Source organism: Salinibacillus aidingensis (genome assembly GCF_055393355.1).
In genome coordinates this window covers 1,063,344-1,084,279 of sequence record NZ_AP043759.1, presented here as the reverse complement: position 1 = coordinate 1,084,279, position 20,936 = coordinate 1,063,344, and the positions used below count along the sequence as shown (strand labels likewise).

At 40.6% G+C, this 20,936-nt stretch carries 16 protein-coding genes and 1 riboswitch; of the genes, 4 read left to right on the top strand and 12 right to left on the bottom strand.

Annotation, left to right across the window (positions count from 1 at the left end):
• Positions 1 to 152: 152 nt before the first annotated feature.
• From ACZ5OK_RS05985 to ACZ5OK_RS05960, 6 genes are all read right to left on the bottom strand, one after another.
• Positions 153 to 686: a hypothetical protein gene (locus ACZ5OK_RS05985; protein WP_343840125.1), complete on the bottom strand. Its 534-nt coding sequence runs from the start codon at positions 684 to 686 to the stop codon at positions 153 to 155.
• Positions 687 to 878: 192 nt separating this feature from the next.
• The gene (locus ACZ5OK_RS05980) at positions 879 to 2,177 is read right to left on the bottom strand and encodes an NCS2 family permease (RefSeq protein ID WP_343840123.1); all 1,299 of its coding nucleotides are present in this window, start codon (positions 2,175 to 2,177) and stop codon (positions 879 to 881) included.
• Positions 2,178 to 2,303: 126 nt separating this feature from the next.
• On the bottom strand, positions 2,304 to 2,735 hold the full coding sequence (locus ACZ5OK_RS05975; protein WP_343840121.1) for a response regulator: 432 nt from the start codon (positions 2,733 to 2,735) through the stop codon (positions 2,304 to 2,306).
• A gap of 84 nt (positions 2,736 to 2,819) precedes the next feature.
• Positions 2,820 to 2,904, bottom strand: a riboswitch (cyclic di-GMP riboswitch).
• 225 nt (positions 2,905 to 3,129) lie between these two features.
• Complete coding sequence (locus tag ACZ5OK_RS05970; protein WP_425542212.1) at positions 3,130 to 7,524, bottom strand: S8 family serine peptidase; 4,395 nt, start codon at positions 7,522 to 7,524, stop codon at positions 3,130 to 3,132.
• Positions 7,525 to 8,133: 609 nt separating this feature from the next.
• The gene (locus ACZ5OK_RS05965; RefSeq protein WP_343840119.1) at positions 8,134 to 9,921 is read right to left on the bottom strand and encodes a S9 family peptidase; all 1,788 of its coding nucleotides are present in this window, start codon (positions 9,919 to 9,921) and stop codon (positions 8,134 to 8,136) included.
• A 145-nt stretch (positions 9,922 to 10,066) separates the two neighbouring features.
• Entirely contained in the window at positions 10,067 to 10,555 is a 489-nt protein-coding gene (locus tag ACZ5OK_RS05960) for a metallophosphoesterase family protein (protein ID WP_343840117.1), read from the bottom strand.
• Positions 10,556 to 10,667: 112 nt separating this feature from the next.
• On the opposite strand from ACZ5OK_RS05960, the gene ACZ5OK_RS05955 reads away from it, so the two are divergent.
• Positions 10,668 to 11,363: an aspartate/glutamate racemase family protein gene (locus ACZ5OK_RS05955; RefSeq protein WP_343840115.1), complete on the top strand. Its 696-nt coding sequence runs from the start codon at positions 10,668 to 10,670 to the stop codon at positions 11,361 to 11,363.
• A gap of 271 nt (positions 11,364 to 11,634) precedes the next feature.
• Here the strand turns inward: ACZ5OK_RS05955 and ACZ5OK_RS05950 are convergent, their stop codons facing one another.
• The 5 genes from ACZ5OK_RS05950 to ACZ5OK_RS05930 form a co-directional block, all read right to left on the bottom strand.
• Positions 11,635 to 12,180: a GNAT family N-acetyltransferase gene (locus ACZ5OK_RS05950; RefSeq protein WP_343840113.1), complete on the bottom strand. Its 546-nt coding sequence runs from the start codon at positions 12,178 to 12,180 to the stop codon at positions 11,635 to 11,637.
• Between the two features lie 456 nt (positions 12,181 to 12,636).
• The gene (locus tag ACZ5OK_RS05945; protein WP_343840111.1) at positions 12,637 to 12,930 is read right to left on the bottom strand and encodes a hypothetical protein; all 294 of its coding nucleotides are present in this window, start codon (positions 12,928 to 12,930) and stop codon (positions 12,637 to 12,639) included.
• Positions 12,931 to 13,251: 321 nt separating this feature from the next.
• Positions 13,252 to 14,175 carry a DMT family transporter gene (locus ACZ5OK_RS05940; protein ID WP_343840109.1) on the bottom strand — a complete coding sequence of 308 codons (924 nt, stop codon included), beginning with the start codon at positions 14,173 to 14,175 and terminating at the stop codon, positions 13,252 to 13,254.
• 689 nt (positions 14,176 to 14,864) lie between these two features.
• Entirely contained in the window at positions 14,865 to 15,173 is a 309-nt protein-coding gene (locus ACZ5OK_RS05935; protein WP_464758578.1) for a hypothetical protein, read from the bottom strand.
• A 161-nt stretch (positions 15,174 to 15,334) separates the two neighbouring features.
• Positions 15,335 to 15,517, bottom strand: a complete 183-nt coding sequence (locus ACZ5OK_RS05930) for a hypothetical protein (RefSeq protein ID WP_343840105.1) — start codon at positions 15,515 to 15,517, stop codon at positions 15,335 to 15,337.
• A 221-nt stretch (positions 15,518 to 15,738) separates the two neighbouring features.
• Between ACZ5OK_RS05930 and ACZ5OK_RS05925 the strand changes: the two genes are divergently transcribed.
• Both ACZ5OK_RS05925 and ACZ5OK_RS05920 read left to right on the top strand, forming a co-directional pair.
• Entirely contained in the window at positions 15,739 to 17,730 is a 1,992-nt protein-coding gene (locus ACZ5OK_RS05925; RefSeq protein WP_343840103.1) for a S9 family peptidase, read from the top strand.
• A 761-nt stretch (positions 17,731 to 18,491) separates the two neighbouring features.
• Complete coding sequence (locus tag ACZ5OK_RS05920; RefSeq protein WP_343840102.1) at positions 18,492 to 18,923, top strand: hypothetical protein; 432 nt, start codon at positions 18,492 to 18,494, stop codon at positions 18,921 to 18,923.
• A gap of 96 nt (positions 18,924 to 19,019) precedes the next feature.
• Here the strand turns inward: ACZ5OK_RS05920 and ACZ5OK_RS05915 are convergent, their stop codons facing one another.
• Positions 19,020 to 20,402, bottom strand: a complete 1,383-nt coding sequence (locus ACZ5OK_RS05915) for an N-acetylmuramoyl-L-alanine amidase (protein ID WP_343840101.1) — start codon at positions 20,400 to 20,402, stop codon at positions 19,020 to 19,022.
• 287 nt (positions 20,403 to 20,689) lie between these two features.
• Here ACZ5OK_RS05915 and ACZ5OK_RS05910 point away from each other — a divergent pair, with 287 nt between their 5' ends.
• Entirely contained in the window at positions 20,690 to 20,896 is a 207-nt protein-coding gene (locus ACZ5OK_RS05910; RefSeq protein ID WP_343840100.1) for a thioredoxin family protein, read from the top strand.
• The last annotated feature ends 40 nt before the right edge of the window (positions 20,897 to 20,936 follow it).

The window sequence follows — 20,936 nt, the reverse complement described above, 5'->3', positions numbered from 1 at the left end:
TATAACAATCTAACTGCTGACCGTATTATATGATGAATTTTCTGAAAGTGTCAACGGTAAAAAAGTGAGTGATTTCTAGAACAGACCCTCTTTTGAGCATATTTTCTTATATCCAACATAAAGGAAGAAAATCGATTCCACTATAAATTGATCTACTTTGTGTTTTCCATTATAGATAAAATGGTTTTCAAATGGTTCGTTTCGTTAATAATTTCATAAGTACCCAGGTAATTTTCATTCACACGAAAACCATGGTAATCAGAGAGATAGTAATCCTCCTTCGCTTCCCTTGTTATAAGGAGTCTTATTCCAAACTCTTTAAATAATCCCGCAGAATCACGATCTTTCTTTAGTTCCACTCCTGAAAAATCATTCAATATATCCTCTATAACTTGTGAATCTTTGATTGTAATTTGCCTGTCAATTTCAGATAAACCGCGCTCTTTGGGTGGTTTATATAAGGTAATTCGGACTTCCTCTACTACGGTGCTATCAGTAAATATTTCTTCTGAATAGAGAGCTTTAAAACTAGTATACTGCATTTGATAAACACTGAATATCAGTCCAAAGATAATCAATGCTTCAACAACCACCAAAATCTTTTTATTTTTAATCATAATACTTAGAAAAAAAGTTAACAGTATAACTCCGGCAATGATAAGGATAATACTAAAAATATTGAACATATCCTACCCTCCTTTATAAAAATTTTAACATATATGGAGGAATTAATAGATGATTGATTATAACAAAATAAGATGATGATTGGGTAAGCATAGTAAGCTTCTACTGTCCAGGAATTTCCCATGAATACACAAAAAAGAGTACAATCGCAATAATGGATTGTACCCCTTAATCAATTAATTAATAATCCACGTTCAGCCAATCACATGAACCACAAAGTTCACTAAAAACAGTGACGCAATAATATACAGTGTAAACGAAACCTCTCGTGCCCGGCCTATCCCGACTTTTAAGATTGGATATAAAATAAATCCGGCTGCCATCCCATCCGCAATACTATACGTGAATGGAATCAGGGCAATAATCAGGAAGGCTGGAAAACTTTCACTCATATCCTTGAGATTCAGGTTTCGAATATTCTGGAGCATTAATCCGCCAATAATAATTAAAATGGGGGCAATGGCACTGCTTGGAATCAGCTTAATGACCGGAATAAAAAAGATGGACAGCAAAAACAGAAAGCCGGTCGTAATCGCCGTAATTCCTGTTCGGCCACCTGCTGCCATGCTTGCTGAACTTTCAACTGTTGCAACAGTAGGACTGGTTCCGAACAAGCCAGATAACATAGCCGAAACGGATGTTGCCTGAAATGCCCTTGAAAATCCATCCGGGCGATTAATAAAATTCGCATGTCCGTGTACTAATCCTACGTTTTCAAAAACCAATACCATCGTTAAGGAAAACACCGCTATCCAGAAGGTTATGGAGAATAAACGGTCAAAAGACATCGAACCGAAAACATTCATGTATTCACGAATGGATAGCTGACTGGTGTTATTACTCTGTGCATCCAGTAAACCAAATGCCCATGCGATAAAGGTTCCTACTACAACAGTTATAAGAAAGTTGCCGGGTACATTCCTTATGAACAAAATGATGGCAATCAAAAAAGTCAGTACGGTCGCAAGCACAGCTGGATTACCTAAATCCCCAAGTGCCACAATCGAATTTGTACCCTTTTCTACAATCCCACCCTTTTCTAGTCCAATGAGCATTAAAAAGAGTCCAAGACCAACTGTAATGGCTTCCTTCAGGGATTGGGGAATCGATTCACTCAACGTTTTCGCAAAACTGGAAAATGCAATGAATACAAATATTAACCCTGAAACCAGTACAACAGCTAAAGCTTCAGGCCAGGAAAGCCCCATCGATTGAACCATAGTATAGGAAAATAAAGCATTTACTCCCATACCTGGAACGAGAAGAATTGGCATATTGGCCCAGAATCCCATAAGAAAACAGCCCGCAAAGGAAATGAAAATCGTCGCCAGAATTGCTGCTTCCAGTGGTATTCCGGCCTCTGAAAGTATGAGAGAGTTTACAGCAATGATATAAACAATCGCAAAGTAACCAATCAAACCTGCCATAACTTCTCTCTTCAGTGTAGTTTCATACTTGTCGAGCTGAAAAAAGTTGTTCATCCATTTATTCATTTTATCGACCTGTCTAATTTAAATAGCCCTCTCCCTGCCCGCTCTCTCCTGATTATCAGGCGAGCCAATTTTATATTATAGCAAACATGGGTATGAAATATCAAAGCAGCCAGCGATTCTGGAATTTTATTCAGTTGAAGTGGTGGCTGTTCCGAGATGTTTGTCTATAATTTCTCCCAAATTTTTAAAATAAGGCTTTACAATGAAATCCTTTGCTCCTGACTGGATGGCATCCATGACATTTGATTGTGTCCCAAGCGATGAACATATAATGACTTTGGCTGTTGAATCAAAACTCATGATCTCAGACAGAGTTTCAAGTCCATTTTTCACGGGCATAACCATGTCCATAATGACCATATCAGGACGGACAGCCTGAAAAACTGTAACAGCTTCCTGTCCATCCTTGGCTTCTACAAACTCATGAGACCCGTGCTGCTGAATAATTTGTTTCAGCCAATTTCTCATAAAAGCTGAATCGTCTGCTAGTAAAATTACACTCATTTGCGCCTCTTCCTTACTCATAGATTGCTGCTTAATGACTTTTGTTCGTAACAAGATCAGCATCCAATAAGGACAAAAAGGTAGATAACATGAAAAAAGACCAGCCAAAGAAAAAGGCTCGTCTGTTATGACCAGTTCTTCGGCAACCAGGCTGCCATAGCTCGTAAGCTTTAGGCCCTTAGTTTTGCGTCCTTATTTTTCAATAAGTTTGCCCTTATCGGTTTTCTGCTTTATATCATTTTCACTCTTTATAATTATCGACGAATTGTGCTGATAATCAAGAGGTTTGCCCAACATTCCACAAATTGTAAATTATAGTGTACTTTTATCAGCGAATGAATATAGAAAAACCCCCGACACCGTGCGTGAGATGTCAGGGGTTCTGTGAAACAATCTGTGAAACAAGATTATTCGGGTGGTGACAGGCACTACCCGCGGCGGCACCACCTTAATTAATATAAAGCTTCCCGTCTGCTTTCTTTCTTGTTTCGTTTCCGTGGTCATCTACTGCTTTTACTTCGATGACTGCACCTTCTGCTTTAAGATTGCTTGTGGCGGTCCAGTAGCCAACATAGTGGCCATCAGACATTTCCATCATAGGAAGCTCAGTTGCGTTGGATACTTGATTACGTGCATTGGTGAGTGGCATATGGATGACAAACGTTGCATCCAAATCAGTCTCACTGTCAAATTCGATACGCACGCTTTCTCCAGCTTTCAGTTCATGGTCTTCCTCAGGCAGAAGATTACTGATTTCAGGAGCTGTAAAGTCAACATCAAGCGTAATCGTTTCAGTCGTTTGATTTCCTGCTAAATCCTGAGCAACCACTTCAATTTCATTTTCCCCATTATCGAGTAAAACTCGCTTGGAGTACGTGCCGTCATCTGAAATATTAGCTTCACTTCCATTGACTTTTACCCAATCAAGATTCGCATCATTGACTGTACCTTCAACCGTTACTGTTTCACGATTGGATTTCGACTCATCCTCAGGACTGTCAATGGTAAGCTCAGGGCTTGTCGTATCCAATGTGACGGAAACTTCTTCAGACTCACCAGTCACAGCTCCATCAAGTTTGGATACTGCTTTTAATACATTTTCACCCTCGGTAAGTTCAACAGGAATGTCAAATTCACCGGATTCTCCTACTTCAATAGTTCCTGCAGCTTCTCCATTATTCGTCAGTTCAACTTCTGTCGTTGGTGAAGCTGTACCAGTTACCGTTACCTCTTCATCACTGGTAATGAGTCCAGCTTCCGGTGAGGTAATTTGAGGATCTTCAACCTCATAGCTTACACGGGCACGGATCATATAGTTTCCTTCTGACGTTGGAGATGGTGACCATTCCCCAGCCACTCGCTGAAAGCTTCGTCCGGCATGCTCGCTGCTTTCGTCCGTAGCCAGTCCTGGAGTGTCAGGGTTTGGATGGGTTTGTACATAGACCATGTAGAAATCCCCATCTACAAAAATATTGTGCTCTCTTAAATCCACAACTGTCCATTCACCATTACGAAGCGCCTCTGCTTCAATCGGACCGGCAATCTTTTCACCAGGTAAACCTTCTTCACCATTGGCATCCCAGATTTCAACAGCAAATTCCGTTCCACCCGGCTGTGGCCATTCCTCATTCCAGAAACGGAACACACCGTCTGTGACAACACCCTGATCCTTGCCCTCTGGAAGAGACATTTTTACAGCCCAGGCATTCCCGGCATCATAAAAAGCTCTTGCATTTTCGGCAGTGCCGTCATCATAGCCAATCTCCCCGCCAGGATAGGTGTACAGTGGCTCAAGCTCAGCATTTACCTGAACATCTTCTGTCAGATCAATGCTAACATCCTTACTGTAATAATCAGGGGCCATGATTTTTAAGGTATAGGAGCCTTCATAACCAGTAATGGAGAACTCCCCATTTTCGTCTGTTGCAACGGGTGCAACGTTTGCATCCTCAGCTAAAAGAACGGTCGCACCTTCAACCGGCTCACCTGTAGCCTGATCGGTAACTTTTCCTGTTGCAGTAAACTGATCAACTTCTTCAAGTGTAAAATCTGCTACAGCTTCACTATCAGCTTCAAGCGTTACACTTTGCTCCTGTGATTCATAGCCATAGGACTCTGCTTTTAATGTAAATTCTCCGGCAGCATGGCTTATCGAATACTCTCCTGTAGCCGGATCAGTTGTCACTGAACGGCCGCTTTCAAGTACGCTCACTTGCGCCTGCATAGGCAATAAGTTAGGATTAACATAGTCCTCTTGGGCAGGAGGATCTTCTTTAGGTAAATTCGGCTGAATATCAGCTGGGTTTACCTTTTCTTTTAGACCTGCACTAGGGCTCGACTTCATGACACCTAAGCCATTCATAAACCCGAATGCATTTCCATTCTTTCTCCCTTTATTCTTACCTTTTGTTTTTCCGTTGTTTCCTTTCTTCTTATGAAGCGATGCCTGATTTCCATTAGACGTATCAGACAATGCCACGTCATCAATATACCAGCCTTCACGGGTAACACTACCGTCAGTTGTAACGTTAAAGCCGATATAGACTCTTTGACCACTGTACTCAGAAAGATCTACTTCTGCTTCTTCCCAATCACTGGTGGTACCTGTAACTTGCAGGATTTGCGTCCACTCTTCCTGATCGGTAGAAATAAAGACATGGCCAAAGTCATAGGCCGTTCCTGATGAATACTGCTCTAAATCGTGCCACTGATTAAATTGAAGGTAAGCCTCTCCTTCTGGTAAATCAATCGGTGGCATCATAAGTGTTGCATTCATGTCACTATCGTAATCACCTGCAAGGTTCGTCGCATATACATTTTCACCAGACGCAGCATTTCCTGGTCCTGATTCAGGTGTGCCCCACTCCCAGGAGCTGTTTTCACCAAATACAGACCATCCTGCTGGCTGAGTGCCTTCAAAATCCTCGGAATAACCAAGGGAAATACCAGGAAGAACGTCTACGGTATACGTGTCACTTTCCGTAGTGTTTTCTCCAAAGTCTTCAACCGTCCATTTATAAGTGAGTGAATCACCATTAATTTGGTCACCTGGAATGGCAGCTGTGTAATCTGCAGACTTGTAATCTCCGGATGTACGGCCTGCTTCAACAGATACCCATTCACCATTGGCATTTTGATATTCAAGTAAAACAGAAGCGATACTAATATCATCTTCCACATGAATATTCAAAGGAAGATCCATTCCTTCATACGTTTCTTCTGGAGCTGTATGTTCTATGGTTGGTGCAACGTTATCTTCCCCATGTTTGGTAACCGTACCTTTGATTGTTCCAAGACCGTTGTCCAGAAGAGCAACAGCGTCATATGCATTTAACAAACCGTGTCCATATCCATTATTCGGAGACTCTGAATATTCATCATCGGTCATTGGAATAGCTGAATTGATCAGCACTTCTTCCAATTCATCTACGGTAATACTGCTATCCACTTGACGAAGCAACGCTACAGCGCCTGATACAGCAGGGGAAGCCATGGACGTACCACTATAGGTGCCATCATAGCCATCGCCTGGAACAGAAGAGCGAATGTTTACCCCAGGTGCTGAAATTTCAGGCTTAATTTCGTCATATGGTGAAGGTCCGCGCAGAGAAAATCCTGCAAGATTGTCACTGCTGTCTGTAGCACCTACCGCAAAAGATTCAGGATAATTTGCTGGTGTAGCAACAGACCCTGGACCACCTGGATTCGTTAAGCTCGTATTCCCTGCTGAAAAGGTAGGGAAAATACCAGCAGCTCTCCAGTTCGTCACGACATCACGATACCATTCATCCAAACCAGGTCCGCCACCCCAGGAGTTATTGACAACATCTGGAGCAAGGTCGGCACGTGCATTTCCTTCAGAATCTGTTGGAGCCATAATCCATTCTGCTGCTTCTAATAAATCCGCGTCTGTTCCACCAGCAGCCGTAAATGCCTTAACAGCAATAAACTTAGCCCCAGGTGCAACACCAACCTGATTGGATCCATCCGGTTCATTTCCAACCATCGTACCCATTACGTGAGTTCCGTGGCCCTGATCATCATAAGGCTCACTTTCTCCTGCTGTCGCATCAAACCAGTTGTAATCATGACTTGCTTCACCGGTATCCGCATCATAGCCACGATAGTTATTCTGAAGGGCCGGGTGATCCCATTGAACCCCTGTATCAATGTTGGCTACAACGGATCCAGTACCATCAATTCCATCTTCCCAAACTTCTGGTGCACCAACGCGTTCAACATTCCATTCTACATTGGTCAATTCAGATTCAGGATTGTTTTTCACCTTCGTATCCACAGGTGTCAGCAATTGACGGGTTTCATTTGGCAGAAGCTTTTCAACCTCTTCAAACGAAGCAATCTTTTCCGCAACCTCTTTAGTGGACGTAACAGCCATTCCATTAACAATATGATAAGAATGGACTTCCTTTGCACTGCCCTTTTCCAATTCTTTTTGAAGATAAGCTTTTACATTCTGCTGAGATTGCTGGGCTGTTGCTTTTAGTGCAGAAATCACGGCAGAGCGCTGAGTGAATTCTGCTTTCGTTGCTGATAGATTGTTCGATTGTGCCTTCTTCCTTGCATCCTGGGCAACCTGTTTCGTATCCGTCTTTTCCTTAAACTTAACCAGATACGTCACTTGCTTTTGATCACTAAACTGCTTGTGCAGCCGATCACTGACTTTTGCTTCCGCCACCTGCTGGGTATTCTTCGCTGATTCATGAATTTTGTTGTTCTTTGCTGCACTCTCAGCATAGGTCATACTCGGTGCGACGAGTGAAAATACCATCAATGCAGAGGCGACCATACTAAAAGTCCTTGTTCGCCGACGTTTCTTTTTCAGCAAAAAATCTCCTCCTTTTTTTAATATCCTGACTATTCCTGATGAAAAACAAAAAAACTCCCTGTTCATCCCTCCTTCCCTACGAATTTTTAAACATGTAGGCTCTAGAGCTGCAGGCGAGTTATTGTGAAAAGTCTATGAAGTTAATTCTAGTATAGTAAAAATCTGCATGAAATTTTGTCATATTTTGACTGCAGAAATGCTTTTGTAAAAAATTAGTAGTTTTGTACCTTTCCGGAGACCCTTCAGCCATCTACAAAAGTACTACACCTTCAGGTCTTTAAGGGATGAGAAAATTGTCAAAAGGCTAACGGAAGGAGGGGTTTCCAGGATTTACCGCCTGGATTAATCTATTAGGAAAACTAGCACATTCGCTATATTTATAAAATAAAATGATACATAATCCCTAACATCTTCCCAGGTATTATCGTTTTCCATTGAAAAAATCTATCCTATGAACTAAAACAGGAGAGGATTTGAGGAAGCAATTAAGCTGAAAGACTCAAAATCCACCGACAAATGAACGAGGAAAAACGATGGACATTAGTTTGTGAAACAATTTGTGAAACAAGATTTTTCGGGTGGTGACAGGCACCACCCGAAAAATCCTTATTGATATTTGTCAAAGAATTCGGCGATTTTACGAAAGGCTTTGATTTCGTTTTCTTTTTTGGAAAAGCCGTGTCCTTCGTTTTCCATCACGAAGTACTCTACTTCCACACCTTTGTCTCTCAACGCTTCTACCATTTGATCGGACTCTTTTTTCACGACCCTCGGATCATTGGCCCCCTGGATAATGAACATCGGCTTTGTCATCTGGTCTAAATAAGTAATGGGAGAATCCTTAATAAACCGATCTTTATCCTTTTCCGGATCACCCAGCCACAGCTTCATAATCGGCTTCCAGTCTTCTGGTACAGAATTGTAGAAGCTGAACAAATCACTGGGACCACAGACATCAACAACTGCACGGAAATACTCAGGATGGCGGCCGGCCAGTAACAGAGACATATACCCTCCATAGCTTCCTCCTAACAGGAAAAGATGCTCCTGGTCTGTATAGCCATTTTTTAACAGCCACTCAATACCTTCCACACAATCCAGACGCGGTCCATGCCCCCAATCCTGTTCAACCAGCTTTACAAACTCTGCTCCATAACCGGTACTTCCGCGAAAATTAGGTGCAAAGACGTTATAACCGATTCCCGCGAGAAACTGGAAGTAGGAACGATACGACTTCCTTTCTGAAGATTGCGGACCTCCATGGGGCCAGAATACCGTATACCCATTGGCCACTTCTGGTTTTGCCTTAAATAACAATGATTCAATCGGCGTATCATCGTAGGATTTATAGGTGACAATTTCCGGATCCACCAAGTCGTCAGAACTCATACCCATAACCCGATTATTCGTTAACGGTGTCCAGTCACCGCCAGCATCTCTTTTATAAATATTAGACGGTTCCACAGCACTGTTTCCCAACAGATAAAGATTTCCGCTTTTCGCTGCTTTCAGCTGATCAATGGTATCAATCGGAATATCAATCTCCTCGACTTCACCTGCCTCTATATCATAGGCATAAAGCTCATCTGCAACTCCATGCTCCGTCACAAGATAAAGGGTTTTGGACGCTTTGTGATAAATAAGGTCACTGATTTCCCGTTCATCAAATTTGAGTACCTCTTTAAAGGTTTTCGCTTTTAAATCAAAAGCAGCCAAATAGGAAAATTCAGATTGATAGTTTGTAACGAAATAAATGGTTTCGTTATCTGTAAAAACCGGGCCTGATGCCACATGGACTATTTTTGGATCAGGTGTCAGAGGCATGCTTTCCTCGTTTGTATGTAAATAAAGTATTTGATAGGTATTCGCATAAGCCTGAAGATAGACAAAGGTTTCCTCATCAGGGCTTACCGCCTCCAGTTCAACAGGAGCCTCCTCCCCATTAAAAAGCTGTACATCCTCTTTCGTATTCAGATTGCGTCTGCGAAGATTTAAATAATTAGGATTCCCCTTATTCGTTGTATAGTAAAGATGCTCTCCATCCTCTGATAAATGGCTAAAATAGAACTTTTCATCACTTTCACCTGTCACAACAGGCTGTGGAACACCACCATTTATCGGTAAAGCATAAATCTGGAAGTTTTCATCCCCATCATGGTCAATTCCCGTAAGCAAATAGCGATTTTCCGGGTCATAAGCAACAAATTGGCTATTTTCATTGTGGAAGGATACCTGATAGGGAAATTGATTCGGCAAATCCAACTTCCATAGATTCATTTCACCACTTAGATTCGTGTTAAATACCAGCGATGATTCATCCGGACTTACCGCAAAATGAGTGATCGCAGAGGATCTTAAGTATTGTTCAATATCTGGTTTTGGAAATTCAATCATTAACTCGCCTCCATTATGTTCAGAAAATTAAAATAAACCTGAATCTATTATAGCGATAAACCAGCATGAGAACAATAGACCGTCCTCCATACCCCTCTTCACTATTTCATCTATGAAATTCTTTTTGCGGTCTCACACAGGCCGTCTATTTAAAATAAACAATCTCTGTCCGCAGTTCTTCCCCAATCTCCAAAACTCCGAATGAATAAAAAGGCAGTTTTCGTTTATCGGTAGGTGACCCCGGGTTCATCAGCAATGTCTTTTTAAAATACCGGATGAGCGGAATGTGCGAGTGGCCAAAAATTAAAATATCCGGCATATCTTCCTGAAAAGCTTCAATGGCCCGCTTTTCCGTTGTCTTTTTCTCTCCATGACCGTGAACAATACCGATTTTATAGCCCTTTACATCTAACCTGTCCTTGATAGGAAATTGATCCGTAATTTCCTCCCCATCGACATTCCCGTAAACTCCTTTAACCTCCGCGTATTCCCTTAACGTCTGATAAATCTCAGGGGACTTCCAATCTCCAGTATGGATAATCAGATCTGCTTCTTCACAGGCAGTAAGCAATCGATGAGGGAGCGGTTTATTTTTTCCGGAAATATGAGTGTCTCCCGTGACAATAATTTTCATAAAGGTACTCCTTTCCCTGCAGAAACTTTGGTTTAACCATACAGCCTTTCCCGGTCAAAATCAAAGTCTGACTATTCCAATATGTTAAAATAAGATTAAGGAGGAAAAACAAATGAAAAAACTCGGATTAATTGGCGGATTAGGACCTGAATCTACCGTAGAGTACTATCAGAAGATTATTTCGAAGTATCAGGAAAGGGTTGGAACTAAGGAGGATTTGCCTGAATTTCTGATTAACAGTATTAATATGTACAAAGTATTCGAGTTGATTGACTCCAACCAAATCAATGGACTCACAGACTACCTCACAGATGCAGTTAAAAAGCTGGAACAAATCGGTGCGGACTATGCGGCAATCTCTGCCAACACACCTCATATTGTATTTGACCAGGTACAAGAAAGAGTACAGATTCCGATGATAAGCATTGTTGAGGAAACGTATCAGGCGGTTCAGGAAAAAGGCCTGCAGAGGATAGGTCTGCTGGGAACGAAATTTACAATGGAGCATGACTTTTTTAAGACCCCCTTTTCAGAGAATGACAAAACCATTGTCGTTCCAACAGCATCCGAACAGAGCTATATCCATGAGAAAATTGTAAAGGAATTGGAAAACGGAATTGTCAATGAACAGACAAAGGCAGACTATATCGATATCATAAACAGAATGATCGATGAGAAAAACGTTGAAGGAATCATTCTCGGCTGTACAGAGCTTCCCATGATACTAAAGGATGACGATCTTGACATTCTACTGTTCAATACAACCGAAATTCACATCAGCAAAATCGTGGAGACAATGTTTAATTAAAGAACAAAAGCGGTAACTGAGATGGGTATTATGAAAGTGTCATTGAGGATTCAGAGGGAAATCTTATTGAATTGACTGTGTAGGACAATGGGTAAACCCATAGCCTTATAATAGAATTTAACCCCATATTTTAATAACATTCGTTTGAGAAATATTTCTACTAACAATAGAAATAGCATATAGATTAGCATACATTTCGAAACATATTTATCAGTATAAACAGTAAACAAAAATTCTAACTTTTGGGGGTTACCACCAAAAGTTAGAATTTTTACTTCCATTCTTCAGATAAAAGTCCGTAAATATTATGGTCAACATAATGGTCATAAAGCCATTCCGCTTGTCTAATTTTACCTTCTCTTGTAAAACCAAATCGTTCAGGTAATGCCTTGCTTTTTTGGTTTTCAACTGCGACACTAACTTCAATTCGATTTAACTCAAGTTCCTTAAAACCATAATCTATCACAGTTTTAAACGCCTTTGACATTATACCTTTACATTGAAATCTTTCACCTAACCAGTAACCAATAACACCAATTCGGTTAGCTTTATTTAATTCATTAAATCCAATCGTACCAGCGATTTCACCTCTATAAATGATAGCAAACGACTTGGGATAACCACCATTTTCTACAAACCCTTTAAGTCTTGCCTTTATGTTATTGGCAGAATCTTCAACACTCTTTATATAATCAAGCCAACCAAGCCATTGTTTTAAATATGGTTTTGATTCAATGGTTAAATTGTAAAATTCTTCTGCATCATCTTCCTTAAATAATCTTAAAGAAACTTCTTCATCAATTTTGTATGTAAGCAAGCCTTTCTCCCCCTCGTTAACTTAAACAGCTATTGGAATCATATATTCTATTAGCTGCTTTAGTTTGATATAAGTTTATCCTGTTTGTCTCTTTTCCTGTCTAATAATAATAAAATAAAAACTTATTAAATAACAAACACAAGTAATACCAAAAAGAGCAAAACAGCCTGGTGTAAGCACCATATATAAGCTAATTAGCAGTGACCATAGAAATGCTATCAACATTAAGAAATTATATGGCGTTAGAAGCTATAATTGCAACAATTGCTGGAAGTGCTAGTGAAAAAAATGTGTTTATCATTGCTCATATTCAGTCGGTTTAAGTACAAACCATAGAATACAACTGGCGATCCCCGCAAGTATTCCTAATAATTCTTGAGGCTTTTCTTATTTTCAACACGCCTCTCCCTCGTTATTGAGCTCTCCTGCTTGTTCATTTCAAAAGTAACATGTCACTTAATCCTCAATCTCTATTTCCGTATTTGACTTTCTAACCCATACAAAAATTGCCGAAAAGACTAAGGATAAAAGAGGGAAAATAATATTCCAGGAACTGAAGATCAGTTCCGAGTCCGGGTAAAAATACATTGAATAGCAGACTTCATACAGTAAGTTAAGAATTAGTGTTGCTAAAGGACCGATAAAGATTTTCTTTGTGACAGCAGCCAGCAAAACCCCTAAACCAATAACGATAAAAGGAATGATTATTAGTTGCATAACAAACGGATCTAATGAGTAAATAAAATTCATAACTTCACCTCATCCTTTATCTAACGTACAGTTTCGTGGAAGAAGAATAATAATTTATTTCCTGTTGACGGTTCTAAGCGGGAGAGTTGAATAAGCATATTTCTCCTTCATGTTTCACCATTACATTAACACATAATTCCAATTTTAACAGCAAATCCTAAAGTATTTATTATGTAAATGGGTCGATAATTTCCTACAGCATAAAAAAGTAGTCCATTTTGAAATACATGTTGTTATGTACTCCACAACTGAACTACTCTTTCCTGTGGTTTTCTTTATAAATCTATGAACCTAATCAAGTAAAACCATTATGTATGAAAATTAATGGACGACATGAACTGTCCGCTTTTTCTCCGGCATCGATACGACCACTACCATAACCAGAATCAGGGCTGTTCCCATAACCTGATAGATTCCGAATGGGATATGCAGCCACACGACAGACGTAACTATCGCTGCCAGTGGTTCAACACTCCCTAGTAAACTCGTTTCCTGTGGGTATAGATATTTTAAACTTTCAAGATAAAACCAGAATGAGAACATCGTGCCAAACAAAATAACAAATATAAGAAAGAAAACTGTCTCCACGGTCCAGCCGCTCATATCAATATTCCAGGGTGGATAAAACAGCCCAAGTGCCGCTCCGCCAACAATCATTGCCCATCCGATGACATTCAGAGATCCCCATTTTTGTAATAACTGATTCGCATAAAGCGTATAAAACATCAGAGCAATTCCTGATAAAAACCCCCATATAACAGCGGATAACGGCACGGATAACTCCTGAAATGATCCATTCGTAAGCAATAAAAAGGTACCGATAATAGCCAGACAAACCGCGATAAGGTCATTCTTTTTGAGCCTGTTCGCCTTCGTTATAACCAGATAAATAATAATGTAAACCGGCGCTAGATACTGCAAAAGAGTGGCAACCGCTGCATTCCCATCATTAATTGAAGCCATGTATGTAAATTGGACGGCCAGCATCCCGAAAATGCCAAAAATAATCAATTGAATAGCTGCCTTTTTATGGGTCCAAATCCGAAACGTTCGGTCCCGACTGTTGGTAAACAGTGCGATAAAAATCATGATTAGTCCAGCTATAACTAATCGTACGGATACCAGCCATTCTACAGGGATATGATCCTCCTGAAACAAACGCTGAGCAACCGTCCCGCCCACTCCCCAAAAGAGAGCGCCTAAAACAACTAAAACAAAGCCTTTCCATCTGGATTTTTCTTCCATTTTTTTCTCCCGCACTTTCCTTTTTTTGTCTGTTCCATAGGCACTATAACATATCATTGCATGGTGATGGCCTTTCCCTTTCATTTATTCACATCTAGTCGAAAAAGACTAATTCCTTAAACAAAATGGAAACATATGTTCGATTATGCTATAATAAAAAATACAATAGACAAGCTTCACATGAGGGGACGGCACACCTTTTGCCCTGAAGAGGGTCTCCCAGGGAGGGGGTGATGCCTATGGATATGACCGATGCGATGACCTTAATGATCGCTTTTGGCACGTTAATTGCCATCATCATGTCCGACAATAAAAAATAACCCCTCATGTGCTTTAGCAGGGCCGTGAGAGGTTATTCCCTTCATAGTGCCTCCCCCCTCGTGATGGGGTTGGTCTATTGTACGACCGTTCCATGTTACCAGCATGGGACGGCATTTCTATCGTATGCAATTCTATATATATTATAACATGAAACCAACATATGTACATATACTTATCATGCAATTTCTGTCTCATTTTATTCCACTTTTGAAAACCGACAAAGGAAAGCACAACTCCCATCAGCACAATAAGATATTCAAAACCCACAAGATGAACCCGGGATCCGACGCCACGATTCTTCACAAGTTAATATGATACTAATTCCTAAGAGAATGATTTTTGACCAGCACATCTTATCATCTTGGTAATTAGACATTAATTTTATTAGACTTAAAGTGGTTAATGATTTTTATAATTAAACCGATAATGAAAAAAATAATAGCATTAGCTAACAATCCCAAAAATATAAATACACCTGCATACGCTGCACCTTCGTGTGTAGAGGAAGGGTCGAAAGTTTTACTGAGTTGCCAAAACACAAAAACGAAAGAATATCCCAATATTGGGGAAAGTACGCCCATCACTATTCCAGATAACCATAAAGCGATCTTACCAGTCCTGTGAAAATGGATAGCTGCTCCATCAAAAAATAAAATTAGTGTAAAAAGAATAAACAATGTCAAAACATCACCCCAATATCATTTATGACTTTCTTAATTCAAAAAGCAATTTATCTACAGTGTTTCACGAATTAAAGATGTTGGTATTATGCCCCTGCTTCTTACTTTTTCGGTATGTTTTATTCGCTCGTTTTAGTATTTAACATTATAATCCAGGATTAAAAAAAGTCACCTATCAATTTTCCAATTCCCCTGACAATCCAAATAATAAATCGAATGGGCAGGACGATAAGCTCCGGAATCCAGCTGAGAAAATCAAAAACATAGTCCCGAAAACGGTGATCATGGTTCTTCTTCCTTTTCCTCATAACTTCCTTCCTGCCTTTCCACCAATTCCTCAATTTTTGCCCCCCTGTACAGTGGTGTTATTAAATATTGTAAGATTTTCCACCCTTTTAATAAAGTACGTTTTACATAGATTCAAGTTTCATAATTTAAAAAAGTACTCTTTAATTTCACATGATTAAAAATAGTTGTGGTGACTATAGAACTAGTGTATAACAGAAAGGGAATGAATTTTTTGAATTCACCAGGCAATTACATACGTAAAGGTGGGAAATGAATGAGTAAAAGTGGAATTACAGTCAACGATTTATTAAAATTTTCCTTTATTTCCGATCCTCAGGTGTCACCTGATGGCAATTGGGTGGTTTTTGTGAAGCGTACAATTCATAAACAGAAAGACTATCAATCTTCTTTGTATGTGATGAACATACAAACCAGGGAGCTGATTCCCTTTACACAGGGTGACAACAGGGATACGAGTCCACGATGGTCACCGGATGGGAAGACGATTCTGTTTACATCCAATCGGTCCGGTACAAATCAGATTTGGAAAATTTCCTTTCATGGTGGTGAGGCCCAACAGGTTACGTTTTTCAAAAATGGTGCCAGTCAGCCAGTATGGTCACCCGATGGCCGCTCCATTCTATGTACGACAAGCCTAAAAGAGAATCAATCCATCGAGGAAACAGAGTCTGATGCAAAGGCGTCCAAAGAACAGGAAAAGGAACCTGAGCCTTACATCACAACAAGATTAAAATATAAAGCAAATGGCCAGGGGCTGCTTGAGGAAAAGTTTTCACAGCTCGTTTTCATAGATTTGGAAACCGGTGAAAAAACACAGCTTACAGAGGGAAGCTATCATCATAACAATGCTGCCTTCTCCCCTGATGGAAAGCGGGTTGCCTTTTCCGCCAATCGTTCTGAAGACCCTGACTTCACGATGATTTCCGATATTTATGAGCTTGACCTTAACAGCAAGATTTTAACGAAACTAACGAACAGTGAAGGAATGTATACAGCCCCCAATTATTCTCATGATGGCAAAAAGCTTTCTATACTGGGGCACAATATGGAATATAAAGGAGCAACTTTGACCAGGGTCTGGACACTTGATCTCCACTCCAAGGAACTTATCTGTCTGACCGGAGATTGGGATACAGAAGTCAACGATGTGGCTATTAATGACTTGGCTACAGGTGCAGGAAGTCCGGGTGCGGTATGGACAGCGAATGATGATGGGCTATATGTGCTTGCGAGTGAACGGGGAAATACACACCTCTATCACATTGGTTTGGACCAACGCATAACTACTGTGGCTGGCGGCAAACGTCAGATTTATGCTTTTGGACTTGATCAACATCGCAGACAAGCGGTGATTGGAGTCAGTGATCCGCAAATTCCGTGTGACCTCTATCATGTTTCTTTGGATAGCAGAAAGGAAACTCGCTTAACGGAAGCCAATCAACATTGGTTATTAGATAAGCAGGTTTCCCTCCCTGACGAAATTAATTTCACAGCACGTGATGGCCTTTCCTTACAGGGATGGCTGATGAAGCCTGTAGATTTTGAGGAAGGCAAAAAATATCCGCTGATTGTTGAGATTCATGGGGGACCGCATATGATGTACTCTAACTCCTTTATGCATGAATTTCAGGTATTTGCGGAAAAAGGCTATGGGGTACTTTTCATGAATCCTCGTGGCAGTCACGGCTATGGTCAGGAATTTGTGGATGCTGTCAGAGGAGATTACGGTGGGAAAGATTATGAGGATATCATGGATGCGGTGGATTACGTAGTTGAAAAATTTAATTGGGTTGATCATGAGCGCCTTGGTGTTACCGGCGGCAGCTATGGCGGCTTTATGACCAATTGGATTGTAGGACACACCCATCGGTTCAAAGCCGCAGCCACTCAGCGTTCGATAAGTAACTGGTTCAGCTTCTATGGTGTAAGTGATATCGGCTACTTCTTTACGGAGTGGGAATTGAAGACGGACAAGCTCGATGAACCTGACAAGCTGTGGAAGCACTCCCCTATCCGTTACGTTAATGAGGTGGAAACACCATTGCTCATTATTCACGGTGAAGAGGATCACCGCTGCCCAATCGAACAAGGTGAGCAAATGTATGTTGCCTTGAAACACCAGCATAAGCCAGTAAAATTTGTCCGTTTTCCGGAATCCGATCACGAACTGTCCAGAAGCGGAAAGCCAAAGTTAAGAATAGACCGGCTAAATGAAATGGCGGAGTGGTTTGAGGAGTACCTATAACCAATCGAGGGACTGTCCCTCACCGCTTTAAAGCGTTAAAGTGAAGAGGAGCAGGAACAATCCAGGTTCCTGCTCCTCTATAATGATTGAAATTTATATATCACCGAGCTGTCGATTGCTGAGTGCATATATTGATTTAATTTTATATTCACTTAATGTATAATATTGGATAAAATACTGAAAGAGGATTTTTATGAATAATAAAACACGAATCATCTTAGTTTTAGTTTTGTATTTTTTGCTTTGTATATTTGATTACATTTTTACTAACACAATTGAATGGAAGTGGAACATTTTAGAAACTGTAGTTGGAATTGTAATTGCATGGTTTGTTATCGAATTTTTGCCAAATAAGAAAAAGTAACGTTATGCTGGATTATCTGTTTATATTCATTTCCATTTCCCACATACAAGTCTAAATGTATCTGCCGTGGTAAGCATACATTTATGATAGAGTACCTTCTCTCTTTTTACCATAATTTAGCTTTTACACATAAATGTTTCAGGCATTTTTATAGTGTAAATGAGTATATGGGATCCAGCGCAAAATAAATCATCTATTATCCTTTTTTCGTTTTTCTGCTGTGCAAATAATAAGTATCTCCCCGAAAGTTTTCATAAGTAACCGCCATTATTACACATCCTCTCAATGATTGAATCCTTTTCTATTATTATACCAACGTATGCTGATTGATAAACAGATTCGGAAAATATAATTCTCCCATGTTATGATATAAAAAAGCCAAAATAGGGGATTTGCTATGAGCTTTTTCGTAAAATTAAACGCAATCAGTGCGATTTATGCCTTCCTATTATTCGTCCCAATTGAACTGATGGTCAATCTATATCGTCTGAGCAGGCTGACAAAGGTAAATATTGACCAAATGGTGATCATCATTGGCGTCATGAGTTTGATGACGTTGATCTCGGGTACTATTGGTCTTTTCATTCTAACGAAAAAGTGGGTAAATGGACGCAAATCGAGCTTCTGGTCTGTAATCCTATGGTTCCCCTATCATGTTCTCTATGTATTTCTTTTTGCGTCTATATTTCCTATTACCTATGGAGGAGATGAACCTGGCCCTGGTACCGGCTTCATGATTTTAGCATTGCTGATTCTTTATCCAGTCTATATTTTCTTCATTAATGCTGCAGGGCTTGCCCATCATGGTAAAGAAGCTCCTTTATCTTAAATCAGTTATTAAAAAGGTCAGCCATTCCACTTTAAGGGATGACTGACCTATTTTTAAAGTCGGACAAAACTGGATGGTGACGGCCCGGGTTAAAGGTTATGCTTCCCTGACATTTTGACGTACATCCTCCAGGTTATCAATACTCGAGTTGATCATACGTTCATAGATGTCCAGAATCGATTGGCCATAACCATTTCCAGGAACGGCCCATTTGCCATTTAATCCCGTCCAGGTTGATGCAGATCCCCGGGTCACCAAGTCAAAGCGGGGATCGACAAGAGGATAATCCTCAGGTAATGGCTTCGTCGTCGCATAAGCATACAGATGCTGAATATGAGCCATTACCCCTTCTCTTGGTGTATCAAAGCTTGCTCCCGGGTTGTCTGGTCCGGTTGCACCTAAACCACAGAAGTTATTTTGTTCCGGCTCCACAATTCCGGTAAAGCGTAAAAAGTCTGTTTCATGCATCGCCTGGGCAAAAGCAATATCTCCACGGATGCCATAATATTCTCCAAACGTTAAATAGTAACCTGCAATTTCAATGGCATTGCCGTTTATGCCTCTAACGTATTGGTTCATTAATTCAGGGGAAAGATAGGTTACCCCTGTAATCCGATATCCTGTTGGCTGGGGATCAGGCTGGGGACTGTCCCCGTTATCGGTGTCCCCGTTATCGCTGCCTACATTTTCTGTCACAATAAATGCATCAGGAACTCCGGCATTCCGCACCTCCTGCAGACGCCTTTCTGCATTTTGCCGGTTAGAAAAAGAACCGGCCTGAACACGATACCATTGGGTACCAGAGATTGTTACTGTAGTAATAAAGGCTTCTATCCCTCTTGACCGTAAAACATTCGCACGGCTTCTTGCGTTATCTCTTGATTGAAATGATCCAGCGATGACTTTATAAAGGGTACCTCCTGGATCCTGTTTCCGCTCCAGGTTAAAGGCCCTCACCAACCCATTGACATGTCCGCGGGCAACGGTTTGACGGTAGGATGGATCACGCAGTAAATTTGCATCATCTTCATTGTCAATAAAGCCATTTTCCGTGAGCAGTGCAGACATCGTCGTTTCCCGCAGCACATGAAAGTTAGCTTTTTTCTGACCCCGATCTCTTAATTGATTCACCTTCGTTATTTCCTCGTGCATAATGTCCTGATATTCAGCAGTCTGGGAAGAGTCGGATAAACTACTGTGAATATAATCCTCATAGCCATTGGCAGAGCCATTAAAGGCATTACAGTGGATAGACAGATAATAATCGGCGCCCCATTCATTAGCGTCATTGGTCCTCTGATTCAAACTCACTGTTCGATCATCCGTACGACTCATACGAATCGTCACATTTTCATATTCATCGGTTAAAATATTTCGAATTCTGCGAGCAATGTCCAGTACGATATGCTTTTCATCCAACCCATTCCCCTGAGCTCCTGGATCAGTTCCGCCATGCCCGGGATCTAAATAGAGTTTCATTCCATACACCCCCTTCTATTAAAGAGATTCCATATAGTATATTAAAAATAACCGGAAATCGTATTGGACAAAACGTTGAATTTTGATGAATTGAGGAAGGTGATTCAATATTTCATTGATTCAGGATATATTTAGCATCTGCAGGGAAAATTAGACATGAATAAAAAGAGAAGGAGGGTTAAAAGGTGGTTAAAGCCATTACATCCGAAGAGTATCAGAACCTTATTAAGAGTATGGACAAGCCGGCTGTTTTTCAATTTACCGCCGACTGGTGACCAGCCTGCCGTATGCTGGGGCCGGTGGTCTCAAAAGCAGCTGATGAACTGGACAGTGTTGACTTTTACTCTGTAGATGTTGATCAGGCATCAGACCTGGCAAATGAATTCAAGGTTCAGAGTATCCCGACACTTGTCCTGGTCAAAGACGGTGAGGAAGCAGATCGTTCCATTGGATATATTCCTGAAGAGCAAATAAAAAAATTTGCCCAATCTTAAAATTCAGGACAGAAGGACAGGCCACTCCCTTAATAAGGGA

What these genes read in the sequence shown, in the direction of transcription:
- ACZ5OK_RS05910 (WP_343840100.1), top strand. Translation starts at nt 20,690, where the DNA reads ATGCTGGGGCCGGTGGTCTCAAAAGCAGCTGATGAACTGGACAGTGTT.
- ACZ5OK_RS05945 (WP_343840111.1), bottom strand. Translation starts at nt 12,930, where the DNA reads ATGAATTTTATTTACTCATTAGATCCGTTTGTTATGCAACTAATAATC.
- ACZ5OK_RS05915 (WP_343840101.1), bottom strand. Translation starts at nt 20,402, where the DNA reads ATGAAACTCTATTTAGATCCCGGGCATGGCGGAACTGATCCAGGAGCT.
- ACZ5OK_RS05955 (WP_343840115.1), top strand. Translation starts at nt 10,668, where the DNA reads ATGAAAAAACTCGGATTAATTGGCGGATTAGGACCTGAATCTACCGTA.
- ACZ5OK_RS05960 (WP_343840117.1), bottom strand. Translation starts at nt 10,555, where the DNA reads ATGAAAATTATTGTCACGGGAGACACTCATATTTCCGGAAAAAATAAA.
- ACZ5OK_RS05940 (WP_343840109.1), bottom strand. Translation starts at nt 14,175, where the DNA reads ATGGAAGAAAAATCCAGATGGAAAGGCTTTGTTTTAGTTGTTTTAGGC.
- ACZ5OK_RS05985 (WP_343840125.1), bottom strand. Translation starts at nt 686, where the DNA reads ATGTTCAATATTTTTAGTATTATCCTTATCATTGCCGGAGTTATACTG.
- ACZ5OK_RS05920 (WP_343840102.1), top strand. Translation starts at nt 18,492, where the DNA reads ATGAGCTTTTTCGTAAAATTAAACGCAATCAGTGCGATTTATGCCTTC.
- ACZ5OK_RS05925 (WP_343840103.1), top strand. Translation starts at nt 15,739, where the DNA reads ATGAGTAAAAGTGGAATTACAGTCAACGATTTATTAAAATTTTCCTTT.
- ACZ5OK_RS05965 (WP_343840119.1), bottom strand. Translation starts at nt 9,921, where the DNA reads ATGATTGAATTTCCAAAACCAGATATTGAACAATACTTAAGATCCTCT.
- ACZ5OK_RS05980 (WP_343840123.1), bottom strand. Translation starts at nt 2,177, where the DNA reads ATGAATAAATGGATGAACAACTTTTTTCAGCTCGACAAGTATGAAACT.